The following is a 23187-nucleotide window of genomic DNA, read 5'->3' on the forward strand; positions in this document are numbered from 1 at the left end:
AAAGCGAGATTCAATCTCGCTTTTTCGTATTCTCTTAGAAGAATCTTAGTCTTCTTTTCTCTTAGTCAGTCTGTAGGCTGCTAGTGTGGCCATGAGTCCTGCGACTACTAGTCCTGCAGAATCGTGACTTCCTGTTTCAGGAAGTTTTTTCTCTGTTGCCACAGGAGCTGGACCTTGAGGAAGATCTTTGCTCTCCTCAGCAGGAGCAGTTGATGGAGCTGGTTGGCTTGGGATTTCTAGTTTTGGTTTTTCTTCAGCAATAGCGGCTTGTCCGTTTTCATCTCCTACATGTGTTACCATAGTTCCGACTTCGACTATTTGAGTAACAGCTTCCTGTGCTACGACACTATTTACTAGTGTTTTCACTTCTTTACCATCGGCAGAAGTGCTCACAGAGTAGAAGTTTGTACGGCGACCGTTGACACCTTTAGTAATGACTTGTGTTTTTCCTTTGAGCAAGAGTGGATTTTCACGAGTCACTGTGGTAAATGGAATTTCTTCTTCTTGGATATCCAGTCTAGGTTTTGTTTCTGCAACTGGAGCAAGATCGTGTTCATCACCTACATGTGTTACCATAGTTCCGACCTCAACAATTTGCGTAACTGCTTCTTTGGTTACAAGACTATCTACAAGTGTTTTCACTTCCTTGCCATCAACAGAAGTGCTCACAGAGTAGAAGTTGCTGCGATGTCCATTGACGCCCTTAGTAATGACTTGTGTTTTTCCTTTGAGTAAGAGTGGATTTTCACGAGTAACAGTGGTAAATGGAATTTCTTCTTCTTGGATATCCAGTCTAGGTTTTACCTCAGTAGTTGGTGCAAGACCACTTTCATCACCCTTGTGAGTTACAGGAGCGCCGACTTCAACCACTTGGTTTACAACTTCTTTGGTTACCTGGCTATCAAGGACTGTTTCTGTTGTTTTTCCATTTTCAGTGAGTACAGAGATGTAATGAGTTCGTTCACCTTTGACTCCTGCTGTAATAATATTTTCCTGACCAGCTGGGAGGTTAGGATTTTCTTTCTTGATAACTTCAAATGGAATTTCTTCAGTTCTTGTGATGAGTTCTGGACTGGTTTCAACATTGGCAGCCACTTCATTTTCATCCAGGCTTCCTGAATGGGTTGCAGCTGGTTTGAGGCCTTGAAGAGCAGCCTTGAGCTTACCTACTAGTGCGTCTAGTTCAGCTTGTTTGCTGCGGTTGAGGTTAAGATTCAGTCCATCTTTTGCTGCCTTGAGTGCAGCTAGGCTTTCTGTGCTATATCCTTCTAAGTTTTCAGGAATTTTTGCGATTTCTTCGCGGAGAGCATTATAATTAGCGCGGAAGTAGTCTTTGTTGTGGTCTGCAAAGGCAGTCATAAGTTCAAAGATTTCTTCCTCCTTGTACTCAGCGCTTGGTCTATCTGCCCAGATTGAAAGCATACTTCCGACTGTTGGAAGGTCTACTTCAGGATATTTGGTAGAAGCTAGTTGATTGAATGGTGTTTTTCCAGTATTCTCAATAGCTTTTTTGAGGAAACCACCACCATCTTCTGGTTTTTGACCGAGAATGTAGTACCAGTCACCGTTGGTATTCAAGAACTTATAGCCCTTGCTTGCTAGGTATTGAGGTGATGCGAGGTTGTAGCCCCACCAGCCTTTAGACCAGTAAGAAATTAAGACATCTTTGTCAAACTGAACATCGTCCTTGTCCTCGTAGTAGAAGCCATCGTTGAAGGCCATTGGTTGTAGCCCTCTTTCCTTAGCCATAGCAGCAAGGCTGTTAGAATAGTCTGCGAACTTGTTATAGAGTCCATACCATTTGAGGTAGTACCAACCTTGAGCGTTTGTCGCATCATTGGCATACTCATCTGTACCATAGTTGAAAATCTTTGATTTATCAGCAAAGTAATCCATATACTTACCGATAAGGGCTTTGGTAAAGTTAAGGGCTTCTTGATTTTCAAGGTCCATCGTGGTTTTTGAAACTTTATCAAAGTTTGCTTGAGGATTCGCGATGCCAAGTTTTTCCATGGCAACCAGCATAGCATCCATATGCCCTGGGCTATTAATAGCTGGAATCAGACCAATACCTTTTTCCTTAGCGTATTTAACAAGCTCTGTCACTTCTGCCTGTGTTAGTGCAGTACCGTTTGGATCGTCGTAGTAAGCTTTAGTTCCTTCGATAATAGCTTTTTTAACGTCATCACTAGCATAGGTTTTTCCGTTGGCAGTAATGGTCATATCATCGAGTAGGAAGCGAAGTCCGTCATTTCCTAGAAGGAGATGAACATCAGAATATCCGAGCTCACTGGCCTTATCTACGATGCGTTTGAGTTGGTCAAGAGTAAAGTATTTGCGTCCAGCATCGATTGAGATTACCTTGTTTTTGGCAAGTTTTTCAACCTCACGTTTAGCTTCTTCTTCTTTTTGAGCTTCTGGTGTGAAGGTCAAATTGCTGACTGCTTCTTGAAGTTTTGCAATTGCTTGGTCAATCGTGTCTTGTTGGGCACGGCTGAGGTTGCTATCAAGTGAACGGATGACTTTTGCCGCTTCGTTAACCGCTGCGACGCTTTCTGCAGTATAACGGTTAAGGTCTTTTGGTACCTCGTTAAGTGCTTTTTCTGCAGACTCATAATCAGCTGCGAAGTATTCAGCGTTAGAATTTGCGAATTGACGCATGAGTTTGAAGAGGCGTGATGGTGAATAACGTGCAGATGGAGTGTCAGCCCAAGCAGCTACCATACCACCGATGATTGGGATATCAGCTCCTTCTGTTTTTGGTACAGAAGTGATTGGTGTGTTTTTAATACCATTGAGTCCCTGATCGAGATTGTACCAGCCTTGGCCATCAGCGTTTCGTCCAAGAACGTAGTACCAAGCATCGTTAGTGTTTAGGATTTGGTGACCTTTTTCTACTAGAAGTTTAGAAGAAGCGACGTCGTAACCCCCCCAACCACCAGTCCACATAGAAACGATGATATCTTTGTCAAAAGTTCCGAAGCTAGTATCACTATTGTAGTAAATACCATCATTGAAGGCCATTGGTTTTAGACCGTGCGATTTTACAATACGAGCTAGGTCATTGGCGTAGGCAATAAATTTTTCATAGCCTTTTACAGGGTAGCCTTCGTTTGGATAGTATTTATCAGCTTGAAGAACGCTCCAACCTTTAGCGTTTGTTGCGTCATTGGCATATTCATCAAGTCCGATGTTGAAGATCTCAGTCTTTTTCGCGAAATAAGCAGCATACTTGTCGATAAGGGCTTTTGTAAAAGCGACCGCTTGTTCGTTGTCAAGATCTACGGTACGAGCTGATTCCTTCCCAAAATAGCTAAAGTTAGGGTTTTGGATTCCCAATTCTTTCATGGCATTGAGAATAGCATCCATGTGACCAGGACTATTTACTGTTGGAATGAGACCGATACCTTTATCTTTGGCATAGTTAATCAGATCTGTCATTTGACTTTCTGTTAAGTGATTGCCGTTTGGATCGTTGTAATAATCATTCGTACCTTTTTCGATGGCACGTTTGACATCGTCACTGGCATAGGTCTTACCGTTAGCTGTGATGCTCATATCGTCCAACATGAAACGGAGTCCATCATTTCCGACTAATAGGTGTAAATCAGTGTAGCCATAATGTTTCGCTTTATCGATGATTTCCTTGAGCTGTTCTGGTGAGAAATATTTACGTCCAGCATCAATAGAAACAATTTTCTTTTTCGCTAGTTTTTCATTTACAGCTGTAGCACGTTCCTTTCCTGCCTCTGTTGCCAGTTTGTCAGCCTCTGCTTTCGCTTCATCTTTTTTAGCATCTTTTTCAGCTGGTTTATCCTTGTCAGTCTTGTCTGTATTTGACTCTTTAGAATCAGCCTCTTTCGCTTCTTCCTTTTTAGGGCTAGCTTCTTCTGCCTTTTTATTAGCAGTTTCTTTTTCAGCAGAAGTTGGAGTTACCACTTCTTCTTTATCACTAGGAGTTGAACTAACTTCCTCTTGTGGTTTTTCTTCTGTTTTTGGAAGACTAGCTACCTTATCAGTAGCTGGAATTTCTGTTTCTACAGTTTTTGGAGCTTCTGGTTGAAGATCTGTTTTAGGTGTTTCCTCAGTACGATTTTCGGATGATTGAGGGGAATCAGAAACCGTATGGATGGTCGGTTGGTTTTCTGTAGTAGTAGAAGTAACTCCATCGGCTGCAACAGCCTGTGCTTGGAAGGCGAATCCAATTAGAACAGAAGCTGCCCCTACAGCGTATTTACGAATAGAAAAACGCTGTTGTTTTTCATGTTTCATTGCAAAACCTCCTGATTGCATTGTTATATTGATAGCGTTTACATAAATCAACACCTTTATTTTATTTCTTATATTAACGAGAGTCAAGAGGAGATGACAAAAAACTATAATAAGTATAAAAAAATATAAAATTTAAACTTAAGATTTTAGATTGGTCGGAAAAGATACATATATATATCTAGTAGAATCTTTTTGGTTCTATTTCTATAAAATATTCCACAAATTATAGAATCTTCCAAAAATAGGTAAGCGCTACCTTTTTGGTGTGGTATAATAAGTATAGAAAAAGCCCAAGCGTTTAGGCTCAGGCTTTCTTCTTAGTGATCACGGTCACATGAAATGAATTTGATTTTGTAGTAATCCGCTCGTTTATATGTTTCGCTGAATGCGAGAACTTGACCAGTAGACTCTAGTTTAGTAGTCTTGGTTTGTAAAACGGTTGGGAATTGTTCATCGACTCCGAGGACCGAAGCCGCATGTTCTGGAGTTGGAAATGCTATTTCATTGATTTCTTCAAAATGTTCATCATTCATGTGAATGTGGTAATCCAATTTGAAACGGTTATAGATAGAGCTATAATATTCAAGATTTGGATAATTTGCGTTGATGTATTGTTCTGGAATGTAAGATGTATGGTAGATGTAAACAACACCACCTGTTTCGCGAACGCGTTCAATCTTGTAGTAGAACTGATCTCCGCGTAGTCCAAGTTTTTCTAAGTAGCTTAGTTTATTTCCACGCTCAATAGAAAGGACGGTAACTTTATCATCTTTAGTTTCAAAAACTTCTACATCTGAAAACTCTACGAGTTTATGTTTGCGTGCGCGTGAAACGAATGTACCCTTTCCTTGTTGGCGGACAATATAGCCATCCTTGGCAAGGTCGTTTAAGGCGCGGACAACTGTGATAGAACTTACATCATACATTGCAATCAATTCAGCCTCAGTGTAGAATTTATCTCCACTGGCAAATTGACCAGAAATGATTTTGTTCTTTAATTCATCTTTAATATATTGATACTTTGGAATTGCCATATTTTCACCTCGATTTTCCTTCTCCGTTAAAGATTTTACCATAAAACTGGAAAGAATAGTAGCCTTTTGAATAAAAAAATTAGAATAATAGGCTATAAGGTTAATTTACATAGGAATAAATAGAAAAATTTACATTTTTATACATGGTGCTAAAATGTTGTTATGACTATAGATTACAAGATTTTTATAAGTTTTTTGTGTAAAATTTAGTGAAAAATGAAAAAAATTGTGAAAACCTATTGACAAATGCAAGATATTGAGATATATTTACTATATCAACAAATGAAAGCGTAAACTTTAGTTGTCAGAAGGTAAGAACATGACACGATTTGAGATACGAGATGATTTTTATCTCGATGGAAAATCATTTAAGATTTTATCTGGCGCCATTCATTATTTTAGGGTTCCTCCAGAAGATTGGTATCATTCGCTCTATAACTTGAAGGCTCTTGGTTTTAATACAGTAGAGACTTATGTGGCCTGGAATTTACACGAGCCTCGTGAGGGTGAGTTTCACTTTGAAGGAGCTCTGGATTTGAAGCGATTTCTTGAGACAGCACAAGATTTGGGTCTCTACGCTATCGTTCGTCCCTCTCCCTTCATCTGTGCGGAGTGGGAATTCGGTGGCTTACCAGCTTGGCTCTTGACCAAGGATATGAGAATTCGTTCATCAGATCCTGCTTATATCGAAGCTGTCGGTCGCTATTATGACCAGCTCTTGTCACGGTTGGTGCCACATTTGTTGGACAATGGTGGCAATATCCTCATGATGCAAGTTGAAAATGAGTATGGTTCTTACGGAGAAGATAAGGCTTATCTGAGAGCCATTCGACAGCTGATGGAAGAGCGTGGTGTAACCTGTCCCCTCTTTACGTCAGATGGTCCATGGAGAGCTACTCTGAAAGCTGGAACATTAATCGAAGATGACCTCTTTGTAACAGGGAACTTTGGTTCTAAGGCACCTTACAACTTTTCACAGATGCAGGAATTCTTTGATGAGCATGGCAAGAAATGGCCGCTCATGTGTATGGAGTTCTGGGATGGTTGGTTCAATCGTTGGAAAGAACCGATTATCACACGGGATCCAAAAGAGTTGGCAGATGCAGTTCGAGAGGTTTTGGAACAAGGCTCCATAAATCTTTACATGTTCCATGGTGGTACAAACTTTGGTTTCATGAATGGTTGCTCGGCTCGAGGAACTTTGGACCTACCACAAGTTACATCTTATGATTACGATGCCCTTCTGGATGAAGAAGGAAATCCAACTGCCAAATATCTGGCAGTCAAGAAGATGATGGCAACACATTTTCCAGAGTATCCGCAGCTGGAACCACTCTACAAAGAGAGTATGGAGTTGGATGCTATTCCACTAGTTGAAAAAGTTTCCTTGTTTGAAACCCTGGATAGCTTGTCAAATCCAGTAGAAAGCCTCTATCCTAAAAAGATGGAGGAGTTGGGACAAAGCTATGGCTATCTACTCTATCGAACAGAAACAAACTGGGATGCAGAAGAAGAAAGACTTCGTATCATTGATGGTCGAGATAGGGCTCAGCTTTATGTCGATGGTCAGTGGGTTGAAACCCAATATCAGACAGAGATTGGGGACGATATTTTTTATCAAGGCAAAAAGAAAGCGCTATCTAGGCTAGATATCTTGGTAGAAAATATGGGGCGTGTCAACTATGGACATAAGTTCTTAGCAGATACGCAACGTAAGGGAATTCGGACAGGGGTTTGTAAGGATTTGCACTTCTTACTAAACTGGAAACACTATCCACTCCCACTAGATAATCCTGAGAAAATTGATTTTTCAAAAGGATGGACAGAAGGACAACCAGCATTTTACGCTTATGACTTTACAGTCCAAGAGCCAAAGGATACTTACCTAGACTTATCTGAGTTTGGTAAGGGAGTTGCCTTTGTCAATGGGCAGAATCTAGGACGTTTTTGGAACGTCGGCCCGACCCTCTCGCTTTATATCCCTCATAGCTATCTCAAGGAAGGTGATAACCGCATCATCATCTTTGAAACAGAAGGTGAATATAAAGAAGAGATTTATTTAACTCGTAAACCTACACTAAAACATATAAAGGGGGAAAACTTATGACAATTGTAGGATGCCGTATCGATGGACGTTTGATCCACGGACAAGTAGCCAATCTTTGGGCTGGAAAACTAAATGTTTCACGTATTATGGTTGTGGACGACGAAGTTGTCAACAATGACGTTGAAAAAAGTGGTTTGAAACTTGCGACACCACCAGGTGTAAAATTGAGTATTTTGCCAATTGAAAAAGCGGCAGCCAATATTCTTGCTGGTAAATACGATAGCCAACGTCTCTTTATCGTGGCTCGTAAACCAGACCGCTTCCTTGGTTTGGTAGAAGCAGGTGTACCACTTGAAACCCTTAATGTTGGGAATATGTCTCAAACACCAGAAACTCGTGCCATCACACGTTCTATCAACGTAGTGGACAAGGATGTGGAAGACTTCCACAAATTGGCAGAAAAAGGTGTTAAACTTACTGCTCAAATGGTTCCAAATGATCCAATTTCAGATTTTTTGAGCTTATTAAAATAGGAAAAAATTTTTAGGAGGTCATTGTTATGATACAATGGTGGCAAATTTTACTTCTCACTTTGTACTCAGCTTATCAAATCTGTGATGAGTTGACGATCGTTTCATCTGCAGGTTCCCCTGTATTTGCTGGTTTCATTACTGGTTTAATTATGGGAGATGTGACTACTGGTCTGCTTATCGGTGGTAACTTGCAACTGTTCGTTCTTGGGGTTGGTACCTTCGGTGGTGCTTCTCGTATTGACGCAACTTCTGGTGCGGTTCTTGCGACAGCCTTCTCTGTTTCACAAGGAATTGATACAGCACTTGCGATTACAACAATCGCTGTGCCAGTAGCAGCTCTCTTGACATACTTCGACGTTCTTGGACGTATGACTACTACCTTCTTTGCTCACCGTGTGGATGCGGCAATCGAACGCTTTGATTACAAAGGTATTGAACGCAACTACTTGCTTGGTGCGATTCCTTGGGCTCTATCTCGTGCCCTTCCAGTCTTCTTCGCGCTTGCATTTGGTGGTGAATTTGTACAACACGTAGTAGACTTCGTTACAAAATACCAATGGGTTGCAGATGGTTTAACACTCGCAGGACGTATGCTTCCAGGTCTTGGATTTGCTATCTTGCTTCGTTACCTTCCGGTTAAACGCAACCTTCACTACCTTGCAATGGGATTTGGTTTGACAGCTATGTTGACTGTTCTTTACTCATATGTAACAGGTCTTGGTGGCGCTGTTGCTGGTATTGTAGGTACTCTACCGAAAGATGTTGCTGAAAAAATTGGTTTCGTGAACAACTTCAAAGGTTTGTCTATGATTGGTATTTCTATCGTAGGTATCTTCCTTGCAGTGCTTCACTTCAAAAATAGCCAAAAAGTAGCTGTAGCAGCACCTTCTACACCATCAGAAAGTGGGGAAATCGAAGATGACGAATTCTAATTACAAACTTACAAAAGAAGATTTTAATCAAATCAACAAACGTAGCTTGTTTACTTTTCAATTGGGTTGGAACTACGAACGTATGCAAGCTTCTGGTTACCTGTACATGATCTTGCCACAATTACGTAAAATGTATGGTGATGGAACCCCTGAATTGAAAGAAATGATGAAAGTTCATACTCAATTCTTCAATACTTCACCATTCTTCCACACCATTATCGCTGGTTTTGACCTTGCCATGGAAGAAAAAGATGGTGTAGGTTCAAAAGATGCCGTTAACGGTATCAAGACAGGTTTGATGGGACCATTCGCTCCTCTTGGAGATACTATCTTTGGTTCACTTGTACCTGCTATCATGGGTTCTATCGCAGCAACTATGGCTATCGCTGGACAACCTTGGGGTATCTTCCTTTGGATTGCAGTTGCAGTAGCGTATGACATCTTCCGTTGGAAACAGTTGGAATTTGCCTACAAAGAAGGGGTTAACCTTATCAACAATATGCAAAGTACCTTGACAGCTTTGATTGACGCTGCATCTGTACTTGGTGTCTTCATGATGGGTGCTCTTGTAGCAACAATGATCAACTTTGAAATTTCTTACAAGTTGCCAATCGGTGAAAAGATGATTGATTTCCAAGACATCTTGAACCAAATCTTCCCACGTTTGCTTCCAGCAATCTTTACTGCCTTTATCTTCTGGTTGCTTGGTAAGAAAGGTATGACCTCTACTAAAGCTATCGGTATCATTATCGCTCTTGCAGTAGGTCTTTCTGCCCTTGGTCACTTTGCATTTGGAATGGGACCTAAATAAGTTTTATGGTAAAATCATTAATTTTGGTCAGCCATGGTCGCTTCTGTGAGGAGCTTAAAGGCAGCACAGAAATGATTATGGGCCCACAAGATAACATTCATGCAGTGGCTCTTCTTCCAGAAGATGGCCCAGAAGAATTTACTGCAAAATTTGAAGCAGCTATTGAAGGATTGGATGATTTCCTAGTCTTTGCGGATCTTCTCGGTGGAACACCATGTAACGTGGTAAGCCGTTTGATCATGGAAGGTCGTGATATTGACCTTTACGCAGGGATGAATCTTCCAATGGTGATTGAATTTATCAATGCGAGCCTTACAGGCGCAGATGCGGACTATAAGAGCCGTGCTGCAGAAAGTATTGTGAAAGTCAATGACCTGTTAGCTGGCTTCGATGATGACGAAGATGAATAAGATGTGACAACGTGAAAATCACAGGGAAAATAGGCGATAAGAGGATGGAGCGATGCTCCGACGATAATCGGTCTTTTTCCCAAAGATTTTAGTTGGAACTCGATTCAATAAGATGTGACAACGTGAAAATCGTTAGAGCATTTTATATAGAATATACATGGGAATGGGGCTTACTCCCATTCCCATATTTAAATAGAAAAAGAGGAACTCAATGCTACATTATACAAAAGAAGATTTGCTCGAATTGGGTGCAGAAATCACTACACGTGAAATCTACCAACAGCCTGATGTATGGAAAGAAGCTTTTGAATCTTATCAAGCAAAACGTGAAGAAATTGCAGCCTTCCTACAAGGGATTGCTGATAAACATGACTATATCAAGGTTATCTTGACAGGTGCTGGGACTTCTGCTTATGTGGGAGATACCTTGGTACCATACTTTAAGGAAGCCTATGATGAACGCAAATGGAATTTCAATGCTATTGCGACAACAGATATCGTTGCCAATCCAGAAACTTATTTGAAAAAAGATGTGGCAACTGTCCTTGTGTCTTTTGCTCGTAGTGGGAACTCGCCTGAAAGTGTGGCGACTGTTGATTTGGCAAAAGCCTTGGTGGATGAGCTTTATCAAGTGACGATTACTTGTGCAGCGGACGGTAAATTAGCTCTTCAAGCTCATGGAGATGACCGCAATCTCTTGCTCTTGCAGCCAGCTGCTTCCAACGATGCTGGATTTGCCATGACTTCTAGCTTTACGTCTATGATGTTGACAGCTCTCTTGGTCTTTGATCCTACAGAATTTGCTGTGAAATCTGAACGTTTTGAAGTTGTTTCTAGTCTTGCCCGTAAAGTTCTAGACAATGCAGAAGATGTCAAAGAGCTTGTTGACCTAGACTTTAACCGAGTCATCTATCTAGGCGCCGGTCCTTTCTTTGGACTTGCTCATGAAGCTCAGCTCAAGATTTTGGAACTAACAGCTGGTCAAGTGGCGACCATGTATGAAAGCCCAGTCGGCTTCCGTCACGGTCCAAAATCTCTTATTAACGAAGATACAGTTGTCTTGGTCTTTGGTACAACGAAAGACTACACTCGCAAGTACGACTTGGACTTGGTTCGTGAAGTTGCTGGTGATCACATTGCTCGTCGTGTCGTGCTTTTGAGTGATCAAGCCTTTGGTCTTGAAAATGTCAAAGAAGTGGCCCTTGGTTGTGGCGGTGTCTTGAATGATATTTACCGTGTCTTCCCTTACATCGTTTATGCCCAACTCTTTGCCCTATTGACTTCACTCAAGGTAGAAAATAAACCAGACACACCATCACCTACTGGTACAGTAAACCGTGTGGTACAAGGTGTTATCATCCACGAATACCAAAAGTAATACTCTTCGAAAATCAAATTCAAACCACGTCAGCTTCGCCTTGCCGTACTCAAGTACAGCCTGCGGCTAGCTTTCTAGTTTGCTCTTTGATTTTCATTGAGTATAAGACAGTATTTATGAATTCTTGATAAGAGGATTTGTAAATTATCAGATAAACCATAGATTGTCAGTAGGCTTTCTATGGTTTGTTTGCTTGAGAGAAATAGTAAAAGGAGAACAGAATGAAAGCATACACAGAGCGTGTATTTGGAAATGTTGAGGGACAAGATGTCTTAGCCTATCGTTTTGAGACGGACGGTGGTTACCAGCTTGAGGTCATGACTTATGGTGCGACCATCTTGCGCTATGTCACACCTGACAAGGCTGGAAATTTTGCCAATGTTATCTTGGGTTTTGATGATTTTGATAGCTATGTAGGCAATAGCCCCAAACATGGAGCTAGCGTAGGTCCTGTAGCAGGACGTATTGCAGGTGCGACTTTTGAGCTTAATGGTAAGACTTATGATCTTGAAGTCAACAATGCAAGCAATTGCAATCACAGTGGTTCAACAGGTTGGGATGCAAGTTTGTTTGAACTAATTGAAGTGAGCGACCATGGCTTGACCCTCTACACAGAACGTACAGATGGAACAGGAGGATTTCCTGGCAATCTCAAAATCTGGATCAGTTACCACTTGGAAGAAACTGGAGCCTATGAAATCAGCTATAAAGTAACAACCGATCAGGATACGCTGGTCAATCCAACCAACCACAGCTATTTCAACTTGTCTGGTGATTTCACACAGACAATTGACCGCCATGTCTTCCAACTAAACACAGAGGGAATTTATCCAATTGCGCCCGATGGTGTTCCTGCCAAAACTCCAGATGCTAATCGTGATGTAGTGAAACACATTTATAATGGTGTCTTGTTGAAGGATATCTTTGCAGAAGAAGACGAACAAATCCAGCTAGTATCTGGTTTGGATCACCCATTTGCCCTTCCTGCAGGTCATGACAATGCTGGTTTCCTTTATGACCAAAATTCAGGTCGCTTCCTGCTTTTCAAGACAGAAGCTCCTTGCTTTGTAGTCTACACAGCAAACTTTGTGGATGAAAGTGTCATCATAGGAGGTCAGCCAATGGTACAGCACAATGGGATTGCCCTTGAAGCGCAGGCTTTACCAGATGCCATTCACAGCGACCTCAAAGACCAAGTCGTTCTTAAAGCCGGTCAAACCTTTACAAGCAAGACACGTTATGAGCTTGTTGTGAAGTAAAAATTTAGAAATATGATAGGCATTCCAGCAGTTAGGTATCTAATTTTAGGGATGCCTTTTATTATTCCCTTATTTGTATATCTATCCCTAGAATCTTTTTTAAAATTGGTGTATAATGGGACAAGTTGTATATTTTACTATAAATTAACATACCAATTTAAAAATGTAAAAGAGGGGAATATGAATTTCAAAACTAGTGGAGAAGAAAGACAGAATTTCTCGTTAAGAAAATTGTCAGTTGGCCTTGTATCTGTAGCAGTTGCGTGTTTCTTTTTGATGGGAACTGGCCTACAGACTGTATCTGCCCAAGAATCTCATACCGTTAATTATACTTATGTTTTAGAGTCGGACTTGACTGATGAAGAGAAGGCTCTCTTGGTTACATCCCTACCACAAGTAGCGGAAGAAACTGATGCGACTTACTATCTGGTTTATCGAGCCAATCAAGTATTGCCCAATACGGGGACCAGCTCTTCATTAGGGACTGTTGCCTTGGTGGCAGGCCTTAGTTTATTGATTGTAGTAGTTCTTAAGGGACGTGATGGCAAGAGCAAGATTAGTCGATTCTTGTTAGTAAGCGCTCTAGGCAGTCAGTTGCTGTCTCCAACTGCCCTTGCCTTGACTAGCGAAACACTAGCTGCTTATAACACCCAACTATCGGTTCAGGCAGGAGATGCCTTGCCAGCCCCGGTTGATATCCCTGGATATACATACATTGGATATGTGAAAAATAAAGTGACTGATGTTAAGCAATCAGATAAACAGAAGGCGCATGACAGCAAGTCTAACTTAGAAAATGTAGATAGCTCAACGATAGAGGAACAACAAGGAGGAACACCTTCTCCTATAGAGCCTCAACTACAAAAAAACAAAGAAACTGTAGTGCAAGCAAAGGGGAGCCAAGAGCCGGGTCATGAAGGTGCTGCCCTAGTTCAACCCGTTCAACCGACTTATACAGAACCCGTTAGCACCCAAGGCACACAAGAGTCAGGTCATGAGGGCGATGCCCTAGTTCGACCAGTGCAACCAGCCTACACAGCACCAATCAGTACTCAAGGCACACAAGAGTCAGGTCATGAGGGCGAGGCTCTAGTTCGACCAGTGCAACCAGCCTACACAGCACCAATCAGTACTCAAGGTACACAAGAGTCAGGTCATGAGGGCGATGCCCTAGTTCAACCCGTTCAACCGACTTATACAGAACCCGTTAGCACCCAAGGTACACAAGAGCCCGGCCATGAAGGCGAATCCCTAGTCCAACCAGCACAACCTTCTTACACAGCCCCGTTAGAAGCAAAAGGCACACAAGAGCCCGGTCATGAGGGCGAATCTCTGGTTCAGCCAGCTCAGCCGTCTTATACAGAATCGTTAGAAGCAAAAGGTACGCAAGAGCCCGGTCATGAGGGCGAATCTCTGGTTCAACCAACTCAACCTTCTTACACAGCCCCGTTAGAAGCAAAAGGTACGCAAGAGCCCGGTCATGAGGGCGAATCCCTAGTTCAGCCAGAGCCGCCAACTTATACAAGCTCAATCAGTACCCAAGGCACGCAAGGGTCAGGTCATGAAGGAGAATCTCTGGTTCAACCAGAATTACCGTCTTATACAGATCCAATCAGTACTCAAGGAACACAAGAGCAGGGTCACGAGGGCGAGGCTGCTGTGGCAGAAGCTCTTCCTGAACTGCCTTTGACAAGTACTCGTCGAACAGTAACGGAAACTATCCCTCACGAAACTGAAGAAATCGAAGATGCGACCATCTTGAAAAATCATCGAGAAATTGCTCAGGAAGGAAAAGATGGTTTACGGACAATCGAGTTTGAAGATTATCTCGTAAATGGTAAGGTAGAATCTAGCAAGGAAATTTCACGTACAGAAGTAGAACCAACCAAAGAGATTGTCAAGGTTGGTAGTCTTGTTAAAACCAAACCGACAGTTGAAATTACTAATCTGGTTAAAGATGAGAGCAAAAAAGCAGTAGCGGTCAACTATCATCTAGATGATCCGACGTCTGCTTTTGTTAAGGCCAAGGCCCAAATTTTTCAAAATGGAACACTGATTAAAGAAGTGGATTTGAAAGATTTATCCGTTCAGCAAACGATTGATGGTTTGGACTACTATACTCCTTATACAATTAAGACTTACTTGACCTATAATCTAGGCCAATCTGATCAGGAAAATACAGAAGTATCAACGAAAGATTTTCAATTGGACTATAAGAAAATTGAAATCAAAGATGTGGATGAAGTGGGGCTCTATGGTAAGGAAGATGGTCACTACCGTCGTTATCTGAATCTATCAGAAGTACCAAGCGACCTGTCACCTTATTTTGTCAAAGTCAAATCAGATAAGATGAAAGAAATGTTGCTACCAGTTAGCTCTATTAAGGAAACAGAAGATGGGAAATACAAGGTAACCGTTGCCTTCAATGAACTGGTTCAAGAGAAAGATTCAGCATACAAGGATAACTATAGCTTCACAGTTGATAAGCAAAAGCTTGCCAAGGACGGTGTCTATACTTCCTTCAAGAAACTGATTGCTGCCATGCAGGGTAATCTTGCTGGAACCTTTAAACTTGGAGCTGATATGACAGCTGATGAAGTGGCCTTAGCAAAGGGACAAACCAGCTATGTGACAGGCACTTTCACTGGTAATCTTATCGGTGCGAGTGATGGGAAGCCGTTTGCGATTTATGACCTCAAGACAGCCTTGTTTGATAACTTGACCAAGGCTACTGTGAAAGATATTGACCTTAAAGCAGTAGCGATTAAGAGTCAAGAAGACACAGCCAGTCTAGCAAAAGTGGCTACTAACAGTCAGATTAGTAATGTAGCTGTAGAAGGTCAATTGACAGGTAGCAAGTCAGTTGCAGGCTTGGTAGCGAAGGCTCAGGATACAGAAATCACTAATAGTTCCTTTACAGGTAGCATTCAGGCCAAGCATGCGGATGCTTCTCCTTACTATGTGGGAGGTATAGCAGGGCTCTTATCTGGTACTAAGGCTAAGATTGATAAGGTAGCTGTTGATACAAGTATTTCTAGCAATGCCCGCAACAATGACCAATTTGCTGGAGGTATTGTAGGGAAAGTTCAAAGTGGTGCTTTGGTCTCTCATGCACTAGCAAGTGGAACTATCCTCAATACGACAACCTATCCACGTGTCGGAGGTATAGCTGGCTCTACATGGCAAAATGGCCGTATCCATCATGTCGTTAGCATGGTTAATACTGGAGATGGTTATGGCATCACAGGAGACCAATATAAGGGAGCGGACATCAAAGATGCCAGCACTGCTGTTGAGAACAAGAAGGCTGATCTCTATGCGACCCCAATCACCCAAGACCAGGCTAGAGAAAAGGTTCAGTCTTATGGGATGACAGTGACACTAGACGATACAGGTCAAACACTAAAGAACAATCAACGAAGTGTGGACTATACTCAGTTAAGTCAAGGCCAAGCTAGTCGAAAAGTTGCTTATCACAATATTGAGAAATTGATGCCTTTCTATAACAAAGAGTTAGTGGTTCACTATGGAAATCAAGTCGATCCTACGGATAAGCTCTACACCACAGAACTACTGGATGTTGTACCAATGAAGGACAATGACATCATCACAGATATTCAGGCCAATAAAGCAGCAATCAATAAGCTTATGTTGCATTTTGCTGATAATACAATCAGCTACTTGGACGTCACTTACAAAGATGACTTCAAAAATACACAAATTGCAGAGTACAGCGTAGCAGGCAAAAACTTTATCTTTACGCCAGAGGCCTTTCTATCTGATTATACGAAAGTGACCAATCAGGTTCTAGCAGATTTGCAAGGGGTCGAATATGACTCGGCAGCCATGAGAAAAGTCCTTGGTATTGAGGCAGATGCTTCACTTGATCCACTATATTTGGATAAAGAATTTGAAAAAGTCAAGGCTAATATCGGTGAACATCTTCGTAAAGTACTAGCCATGGACAAGTCTATCAATACGATGGGAGATAGTGTAGCGACCTACATCAGTGAGAAAATCAAGAACAACAAGGAAGCTTTCTTGCTTGGTTTGACCTACCTCAATCGCTGGTACAATATCAACTATGATCACATCAATACCAAGGACCTCAATACCTATAAGTTTGACTTTGATGGCAATAGCACAGCCTCAACCCTGGATACCATTATTGCCCTAGGTCAGAGTGGTATGGAAAATCTCAAGGCATCAAATAATACAAGTGCCTATGAGACAACCTTGGCCGCCGCAAAAGGTCGCAAGACAGTGACGGATTTACTAGAGTCTTACAGAAAACTCTTCCTACCAACCAAAACCAATAATGAATGGTTGAAGACAAATACCAAGGCCTATATAGTAGAGAGTAAATCAGCAATTCCAGAAGTGCGTGCTAAACAAGAGTCAGCTAGAGCGGATAGTAAGTATACGCTGGGAGTTTATGACCGTATTACGGCACCAAGTTGGAAATTAAAAAACATGCTCCTACCGTTATTGACATTGCCAGAAGAGGATGTCTATGTGATTTCAAACCTTTCTACCTTGGCCTTTGGTGGCTACGAACGCTACCGTGACCGTGTCAATAATACAGTCTTGTCAGGAGAAGAACTGCGTCAGTATGTTCGTGCCAAGGTCGATCAGTCGGCTGAATGGCAACGAGACCACTACGATATCTGGTACCATCTCCTTTCACCAGAATACAAAGAAAAACTCTTCCGTTCAGTCATGGTTTCAGATGGCTTTGGTATGAAAGATAGCAATAGCAAGTATTACTGGGCTACCCTGTCTGATAAGGCCATTGATTCGATTTATAACTTCTTTGGACCAACTGGTAAGTGGTATGGGGAAAGCAAAGGAGCTGGAGCCTATGCCAACGGTTCAGAGGTCCACTATGTCAGCGACCGCTTGTTGGATAAATACGGAACATCTGTCTATACTCATGAAATGGTTCACAATTCTGACGGACATATTTACTTTGAAGGGAAAGGTCGTCGTGAAGGATTGGGAGCAGAGTTGTACGCCCTAGGATTGTTACAATCTGCTGACAACCTAGATAAGGATGCTATTGTCTTGAACACCCTCTATAAAGGGGATAAGGATTCACCAACTCGCTTGCATACTTATGACCCGACAAGCCGCTTTACATCAGCTGCAGCCTTGCAAGAGTATGTTCACGGTATGTACGATGTCTTGTACACCTTGGACGCTATGGAAGCCAATGCCATTTTAACTAAGTCAAATGATGTTAAGAAAAAATGGTTTAGAAAAATAGAGAATTTCTACATTGAGGACAAGTATCATAAACAAACGCATGCAGGAAACTCTGTTCGTCCATTGACAGATGCTGAAGTTAGCAAACTAACCAGTCTCAATGCCTTGATTGACAATGATATCATCAACCGTCGGGCTTACCGTGATAAGAGTGACTATACTCGTAATGGCTATCATCTTATCAGTATGTTCTCACCGATTTATGCGGCCCTCAGCAATCCAAAGGGTGCGCCTGGCGATATCATGTTTAGAAAGACAGCCTACGAATTGTTGGCAGAAAAAGGTTACCAAGATGGCTTCTTACCATATGTATCGAATCAATATGCAGAAGAAGCTAAACGCAATGGGGATATTACCTATTCAGATTGGCTCCGAAAAGATGTGGGCCTCATCACTGATAGCCTCGTCTTGAAAAATGTTTTTGCCAACAAATACGGTTCATGGGCTGATTTCAAGAAGGATATGTTTAATAAACGTATTCGCAAGCAAGACCAGTTGAAACCAATCACTATTCAGTATGAACTTGGTGTACCAAACAGCAGCAAGGAGATTACAATTCGTTCAGCTGCTCAAATGCAAGAACTGATCGATCAAGCAGTGGCAAAAGATGTGGCTAACATTGACCGTACGACAAGCCACGCTCCTGCAAGTTGGGTCCACTTATTAAAACAAAAAATCTACAATGCCTACCTACGTAGCACAGATGATTTCAGAGAATCGATTTATAAACAATAAGAAAACTCCCCCAAGCTATCCTGTCTAAACCAGTCCACCTTGCAGATGGTCAGTCTTTGTGATAGAATAGCATAAAGTCCTTTTGAGGGGGAACTTGCTAGGAAATCCCCAAGCATTGTAACGGAAAAACCACCCTCGCTTCTTTGTGAGGGTGGTTTTTCCTTTGTAAGTAGAAAATAAGAGAGAAAGAGTCTACATCATGTCGAGAATTGTCACCATTCATCCAGCCAAGGAAATCCATCGCTATGGTTTTGAGAGTACCCAAGTCTATCGAGCCCGTATAGCACGATATCTGGGTTTGGAATATGTTCACCTTGTATCGAGCCCTCAGCTTCGTCCTGATTGGAAGAAAGATTTAATCAAGTTAGGATTTTTAGAAAAAGAACTGATATGTGTTCCGCATAGTTTTTCAGATATAGGCCATGCAGACTTATCAGTGAAGCCAGAAAGTCTGACACTATCAGCTGGAGATCAGGTTGAGCTCAATGAGGATGGTTTTGTGGCCTCTGTTACCCTAGGAGATGGCTCGGGGAGATATTACTATACCAAAGGTCCTTTCTTATTTGAAGATTTCAAGGAGAAGGAACTTCGTTGGTATCATGAAAATGGAGAACTGGCCCTTGAAGGACGCTTTATCGATCCCTTTAAAGAACCCTCTCCTGTAACCATCTTTTACCCAGAATACATCTACCGCATAGGAGGAGAGATCCGTTCTGAAGAGGACTTGCTGGTTAAATTCTTAGCCAGATGGGCCCAGCAAACCGACCTCTTCATCCGTGACCAACAAATCGTACCCAAGCCTAGCCTCTGGCGTTATATGGAAAACACGGACAAAAATTACTATGAAGTCATCCATGAAAATGTCATGCGAGACTTACGCCTCGCCAATCTGCGCAAGACAAACAAATACTTGGTTGCCAGTGAAGTGTTGACTGATACTTTGGCGAAACAAGGGTATGATACCAAGTTTTTACCACCAATGTTTACAGAAAAATTAGGTCAGCTAAGAAAAATCGGACCAGTTTTGGACTATTGCTTGGTGGGTCATATGGGAGAAGGTAAGAACGTTGAACTTGTCATTGAAGCTTTTATCGAACTCTACAAACGTGGCTCCAAGGCCCAGATTACCTTTTATGGTGGTACAGAGGAGCGTCTGGAGGAACTTCGTAATCGCTACGATCTGCCACCAACCATTCACTTTAAAGGTATCGTTGACGAAGTACCTTATCATCTCCACCAATGCTATTTGTCTGCAAGTTATACAGAGTTATTTGCCAATGCCTGTATTGAAGCCTTGAGTCAAGGTTTGTTAGCCTTGTTATCTGATGTGGAGATTGCCCATCGTTTTTATGCTGGCCAGTCCAATGCCATCAACTTGTTTAAAACCAAATCAGAGTTGATTCAAAAGATAGAAGAGATGGAACAGCCTGATTTTTATCTATCGAATGAAAAAAATCTAGCTTTAGCCTCTCGCTATTCTCTGGAAAAAGTAGCTCACATATACAGAGAACTATTAGATAGGAACTTCTAGGATGTTGGGAATTCTAGTCACCCTATTGCTTTATTTTGGCTTGATTTCCTGAATTGCCTATCGGAAAAAAGGGAGCGAAGAGGATTACTATCAGGTTAAGAAAGCTGTTCCAGTGACAGTTTTGGCCTTCTCAGTCTTTGCGACCTTGCTCAGTCCCATTTCCTTTTTGACTCTGGTGGGGAATGCCTATACAGGCAGGCCCTATCTCTGGTTTGCTCAGTGTGGCATCTTTCTAGCCATTCCGCTGGCCCATCGCTACTTTTTGCCCCTCTATCAACAGGGAAACTACGAGACAGCCTATCATCTGTTAGAGGATAAGTTTCAATCGGCTGGCATTCGTTCACTGGCTTCAGGACTTTTCATCCTCTACCAGTTGGGGCGAATAGCAGTGGTGACCTACTTGTTGTCTCAGGCCTTAGAGCCCTTTATCCCCATCAATCAGCTGGTCTTGTCAGCTTTACTTCTTCTCTTGACGGTCTATTATCTGGCAAGGGGTGGTCTCTTGGTTGTGCTGTGGACGGACTTCTTTCAGGGTTTGGTCCTGCTAGCTATACTAGCCCTCTTTCTACCGAGAATTGCCCAATCTGGCTTAGTCATGAATAGCAGTCAGCAACTCTCTCACTTTGCAGAGAAACTGGATGGGCAGACGGTCTTGATCCTAGTTGTAGGAGCAGGTTTTAGTAGCTTGTTTTCCTACGTTTCCTCGCAGGATATCGTCCAACGTTTTAATAGCAAAATGGGGCGTCAGAAGATTGGAAAAATCTTATGGCTACAGGGACTTTTGTCCTTTGGGATTGCCAGTTTGCTGTATCTGATTGGCTGCTTGATTCGTCAGGAAAATTTCGCTACCACATCGACCAATCCTGTTCTCATCGCTTACGCTCGGGAAGGTCTGGCACCTTGGTTTGGTAGTTTCATCATGCTGGCTCTCTTGGCAGCAGGCCAATCCACAGTTTCATCCAGTATGAATGCAATCGTGACCTGCTTGAAGTTGGATTTTGCTTGGACAAAGATTCGCTGGTCGCCAAGCCTCCTATCCTTTGCCTTAGCAGGCTTGTCCTGGCTCCTCTGCCTCTTACTCATGAATGCAGAAATCTACTCCATCTACGAATGGATTAACGGCTTTATGGGCCTGACACTAGGTGCGATAGGTGGTTTGTACCTCTTGGTCTTGCTCCTCAAAAGACCGAGTTTGTATCTAGCTAAAATCTATCTGGTCATTAGTCTAGGAGCCTTGGTTCTTTATCATTACAGTGGACTCTTTGCCAACCCCAATCCTTGGTTAAATAGCATTATCGCCCCCCTATCTGCCCTTTTTATCTCAATTCTAGGAAGACTATATGAAAGAAACATCTAAACCCATAGCCGTCATTTTGATCCGTTCGGGTTCACGCGGCTTGGTGGATAAAAATATCAAACCGCTTGCAGGCAAACCCTTGGTTTTCTATACCATAGAAGTCGCTCTAGCCTCCAAGCTATTTAGTGATATCTGGGTTTCCTCAGACTCATTAGCCTATTTAGAACTCTGTCGTCAAGCCTATCCAGAGATTCGTTGTGTCCACAGATCAAAAGAATTGGCCTTGGCAACAACCTCTAGCTTAGAAACCTTACGCGACTTTTTACAGCCCTTTGAGGAAGAGCAAGTCTTTGTCAATCTACAGGTGACTTCACCTCTTAGAGAGGTAGAGCACCTCATCGAATCCTATCAACTTTACTGTCAGTCTGGCGCCGACCATTTGATTTCCTGTGTTAAGGCGGACAAGAGTCGTAGTCTTTACTTGCAGTTTGCGGAGTCGTCATTTATCCATCCCCCTCAAGTTTCCAAGCACTATGCCCGGCAGAAAGAACCTGTCTATTACTATCCCAACGGTAGTATTTGGATTTCTCGCAAGGACCTTTACCTACGAGATGAGACCTTTTACACGGATAAGACAGTAGCCTATGAAATGCCCAAACTCTATTCTTATGATATCGACGATGCCTTGGACTTTGAAGTCGTTGAGACCTTGCTTCACCATCACCACCTAGGAGAATCAAAGAGATGAAACACCTCATCATTGCCACAACGCCCTTGCAGGCTAAAATAGCTCAGCATATAAAGAGCCTCTATCCTAATCAGGACTTTGTTAGCCTTTATGTCAGTCCTGTCAAAAATGCCCGACAGGAGCATTATGCCAAGGATTTTGACCATGTTCACTATCCTCAGACGGCAGAGGACTTGGCTCAGATTTGTCAGGAGCTGGCTGGCGACTATGACACCATTTTTTATGCTAGTTTTGATAATAGCTTGATTCTGGACTTGATTGCTAGTTCAAACTACCGGCACCTCATGAGTTTCGATGATGGCTATGCGGATATTTATCCCTTGGGTATGTATGCTTGGCCTCTTCAGCCCAGTCAGGTGGGCTCTTTAGGCTTGACCAGAGATGACTTGATTGAGCGAACGGAAAAGCACTATACCCTCTATCGCAGTGACTACCATGTCGTGGCTAGAGAAAAGCTAGTCTATCTGGAGCATTTTTTTGACCTGCCTCAAGCGCCTGTATCAAATGGTAAGACGGTCAAGGTTTTGCTGGGGCAAAAGTTCTCTGAAGAAGACGATCAGATCTCCATCCGCTTTATCAGTACCTATGCCAAGGCCTTGGCCATTGACCTCTATCTACCCCATCCCAAGGAAACCTTCACTATCCCTGATGTGACCTACTTGGAGACGGAGCTGATCTTTGAAGATGTCCTAGCCCAACTCTTTCAAGAATACGAGTTCGTTCATGTCTATCATTTTACTTCATCGGTCAGCCTCCACTTGAAAGACCTGACCCATGTGACCATTACAGGTATTTCTCTCCCCTACTATGAGGACCGTCAAAAAGAATTGCGACGCTTAGGTTGTCAGTTTGAAAGGGTTTCACTTGGCTGGTAGCATAAATGTATATTTTAAAATATGTAAATCCATACGCTATATGGATTTTTTATATATAAA

General features: G+C 42.3%; 14 protein-coding genes. 12 read left to right on the plus strand and 2 right to left on the minus strand.

Features of this window, described 5'->3' with window-relative positions; translation table 11 throughout:
* Window positions 1-45: 45 nt before the first annotated feature.
* Window positions 46-4272, minus strand: a complete 4227-nt coding sequence (strH, locus tag JJN14_RS00300; protein ID WP_201058609.1) for an LPXTG-anchored beta-N-acetylhexosaminidase StrH — start codon at window positions 4270-4272, stop codon at window positions 46-48.
* Window positions 4273-4589: 317 nt separating this feature from the next.
* Complete coding sequence (locus JJN14_RS00305) at window positions 4590-5306, minus strand: GntR family transcriptional regulator (RefSeq protein ID WP_042749780.1); 717 nt, start codon at window positions 5304-5306, stop codon at window positions 4590-4592.
* A gap of 319 nt (window positions 5307-5625) precedes the next feature.
* Here JJN14_RS00305 and JJN14_RS00310 point away from each other — a divergent pair, with 319 nt between their 5' ends.
* The 12 genes from JJN14_RS00310 (at window position 5626) to JJN14_RS00365 (ending at window position 23127) form a co-directional block, all read left to right on the plus strand.
* On the plus strand, window positions 5626-7413 hold the full coding sequence (locus JJN14_RS00310; RefSeq protein ID WP_201058610.1) for a glycoside hydrolase family 35 protein: 1788 nt from the start codon (window positions 5626-5628) through the stop codon (window positions 7411-7413).
* Window positions 7410-7886 (plus strand): PTS sugar transporter subunit IIB, encoded by a 477-nt coding sequence (locus tag JJN14_RS00315; protein ID WP_000156970.1) that lies wholly within the window; start codon window positions 7410-7412, stop codon window positions 7884-7886. Before JJN14_RS00310 ends, JJN14_RS00315 begins: the two co-directional genes overlap by 4 nt.
* A 26-nt stretch (window positions 7887-7912) precedes the next feature.
* Entirely contained in the window at window positions 7913-8818 is a 906-nt protein-coding gene (locus tag JJN14_RS00320) for a PTS mannose/fructose/sorbose/N-acetylgalactosamine transporter subunit IIC (RefSeq protein ID WP_000617016.1), read from the plus strand.
* A complete protein-coding gene (locus JJN14_RS00325; RefSeq protein ID WP_125455962.1) occupies window positions 8805-9629 on the plus strand; it encodes a PTS system mannose/fructose/sorbose family transporter subunit IID in 825 nt (274 codons plus the stop codon). Before JJN14_RS00320 ends, JJN14_RS00325 begins: the two co-directional genes overlap by 14 nt.
* A gap of 5 nt (window positions 9630-9634) precedes the next feature.
* The gene (locus tag JJN14_RS00330) at window positions 9635-10039 is read left to right on the plus strand and encodes a PTS sugar transporter subunit IIA (RefSeq protein ID WP_201058611.1); all 405 of its coding nucleotides are present in this window, start codon (window positions 9635-9637) and stop codon (window positions 10037-10039) included.
* 211 nt (window positions 10040-10250) lie between these two features.
* A complete protein-coding gene (locus tag JJN14_RS00335; protein ID WP_201058612.1) occupies window positions 10251-11417 on the plus strand; it encodes an SIS domain-containing protein in 1167 nt (388 codons plus the stop codon).
* A gap of 221 nt (window positions 11418-11638) precedes the next feature.
* On the plus strand, window positions 11639-12676 hold the full coding sequence (locus JJN14_RS00340; protein WP_201058613.1) for an aldose epimerase family protein: 1038 nt from the start codon (window positions 11639-11641) through the stop codon (window positions 12674-12676).
* Between the two features lie 180 nt (window positions 12677-12856).
* Window positions 12857-18676, plus strand: a complete 5820-nt coding sequence (locus tag JJN14_RS00345; RefSeq protein ID WP_201058614.1) for a ZmpA/ZmpB/ZmpC family metallo-endopeptidase — start codon at window positions 12857-12859, stop codon at window positions 18674-18676.
* Window positions 18677-18875: 199 nt separating this feature from the next.
* Window positions 18876-20207, plus strand: coding sequence for a glycosyltransferase (locus JJN14_RS00350; protein ID WP_201058615.1), 1332 nt, complete (start codon window positions 18876-18878; stop codon window positions 20205-20207).
* A 112-nt stretch (window positions 20208-20319) separates the two neighbouring features.
* On the plus strand, window positions 20320-21564 hold the full coding sequence (locus JJN14_RS00355; RefSeq protein ID WP_236253697.1) for a sodium:solute symporter family transporter: 1245 nt from the start codon (window positions 20320-20322) through the stop codon (window positions 21562-21564).
* The gene (locus JJN14_RS00360) at window positions 21548-22252 is read left to right on the plus strand and encodes a cytidylyltransferase domain-containing protein (RefSeq protein ID WP_201058616.1); all 705 of its coding nucleotides are present in this window, start codon (window positions 21548-21550) and stop codon (window positions 22250-22252) included. Before JJN14_RS00355 ends, JJN14_RS00360 begins: the two co-directional genes overlap by 17 nt.
* A complete protein-coding gene (locus JJN14_RS00365) occupies window positions 22249-23127 on the plus strand; it encodes a glycosyltransferase family 52 (RefSeq protein WP_201058617.1) in 879 nt (292 codons plus the stop codon). The genes JJN14_RS00360 and JJN14_RS00365 overlap by 4 nt, the downstream gene beginning before the upstream one ends.
* Window positions 23128-23187: the final 60 nt, after the last annotated feature.

Origin of the sequence: Streptococcus mitis, assembly GCF_016658865.1 — a bacterium.
In the GTDB taxonomy this organism is placed as follows: domain Bacteria; phylum Bacillota; class Bacilli; order Lactobacillales; family Streptococcaceae; genus Streptococcus; species Streptococcus mitis_BT.

What these genes read in the sequence shown, in the direction of transcription:
- strH (WP_201058609.1), bottom strand. Translation starts at nt 4,272, where the DNA reads ATGAAACATGAAAAACAACAGCGTTTTTCTATTCGTAAATACGCTGTA.
- JJN14_RS00305 (WP_042749780.1), bottom strand. Translation starts at nt 5,306, where the DNA reads ATGGCAATTCCAAAGTATCAATATATTAAAGATGAATTAAAGAACAAA.
- JJN14_RS00310 (WP_201058610.1), top strand. Translation starts at nt 5,626, where the DNA reads ATGACACGATTTGAGATACGAGATGATTTTTATCTCGATGGAAAATCA.
- JJN14_RS00315 (WP_000156970.1), top strand. Translation starts at nt 7,410, where the DNA reads ATGACAATTGTAGGATGCCGTATCGATGGACGTTTGATCCACGGACAA.
- JJN14_RS00320 (WP_000617016.1), top strand. Translation starts at nt 7,913, where the DNA reads ATGATACAATGGTGGCAAATTTTACTTCTCACTTTGTACTCAGCTTAT.
- JJN14_RS00325 (WP_125455962.1), top strand. Translation starts at nt 8,805, where the DNA reads ATGACGAATTCTAATTACAAACTTACAAAAGAAGATTTTAATCAAATC.
- JJN14_RS00330 (WP_201058611.1), top strand. Translation starts at nt 9,635, where the DNA reads ATGGTAAAATCATTAATTTTGGTCAGCCATGGTCGCTTCTGTGAGGAG.
- JJN14_RS00335 (WP_201058612.1), top strand. Translation starts at nt 10,251, where the DNA reads ATGCTACATTATACAAAAGAAGATTTGCTCGAATTGGGTGCAGAAATC.
- JJN14_RS00340 (WP_201058613.1), top strand. Translation starts at nt 11,639, where the DNA reads ATGAAAGCATACACAGAGCGTGTATTTGGAAATGTTGAGGGACAAGAT.
- JJN14_RS00345 (WP_201058614.1), top strand. Translation starts at nt 12,857, where the DNA reads ATGAATTTCAAAACTAGTGGAGAAGAAAGACAGAATTTCTCGTTAAGA.
- JJN14_RS00350 (WP_201058615.1), top strand. Translation starts at nt 18,876, where the DNA reads ATGTCGAGAATTGTCACCATTCATCCAGCCAAGGAAATCCATCGCTAT.
- JJN14_RS00360 (WP_201058616.1), top strand. Translation starts at nt 21,548, where the DNA reads ATGAAAGAAACATCTAAACCCATAGCCGTCATTTTGATCCGTTCGGGT.
- JJN14_RS00365 (WP_201058617.1), top strand. Translation starts at nt 22,249, where the DNA reads ATGAAACACCTCATCATTGCCACAACGCCCTTGCAGGCTAAAATAGCT.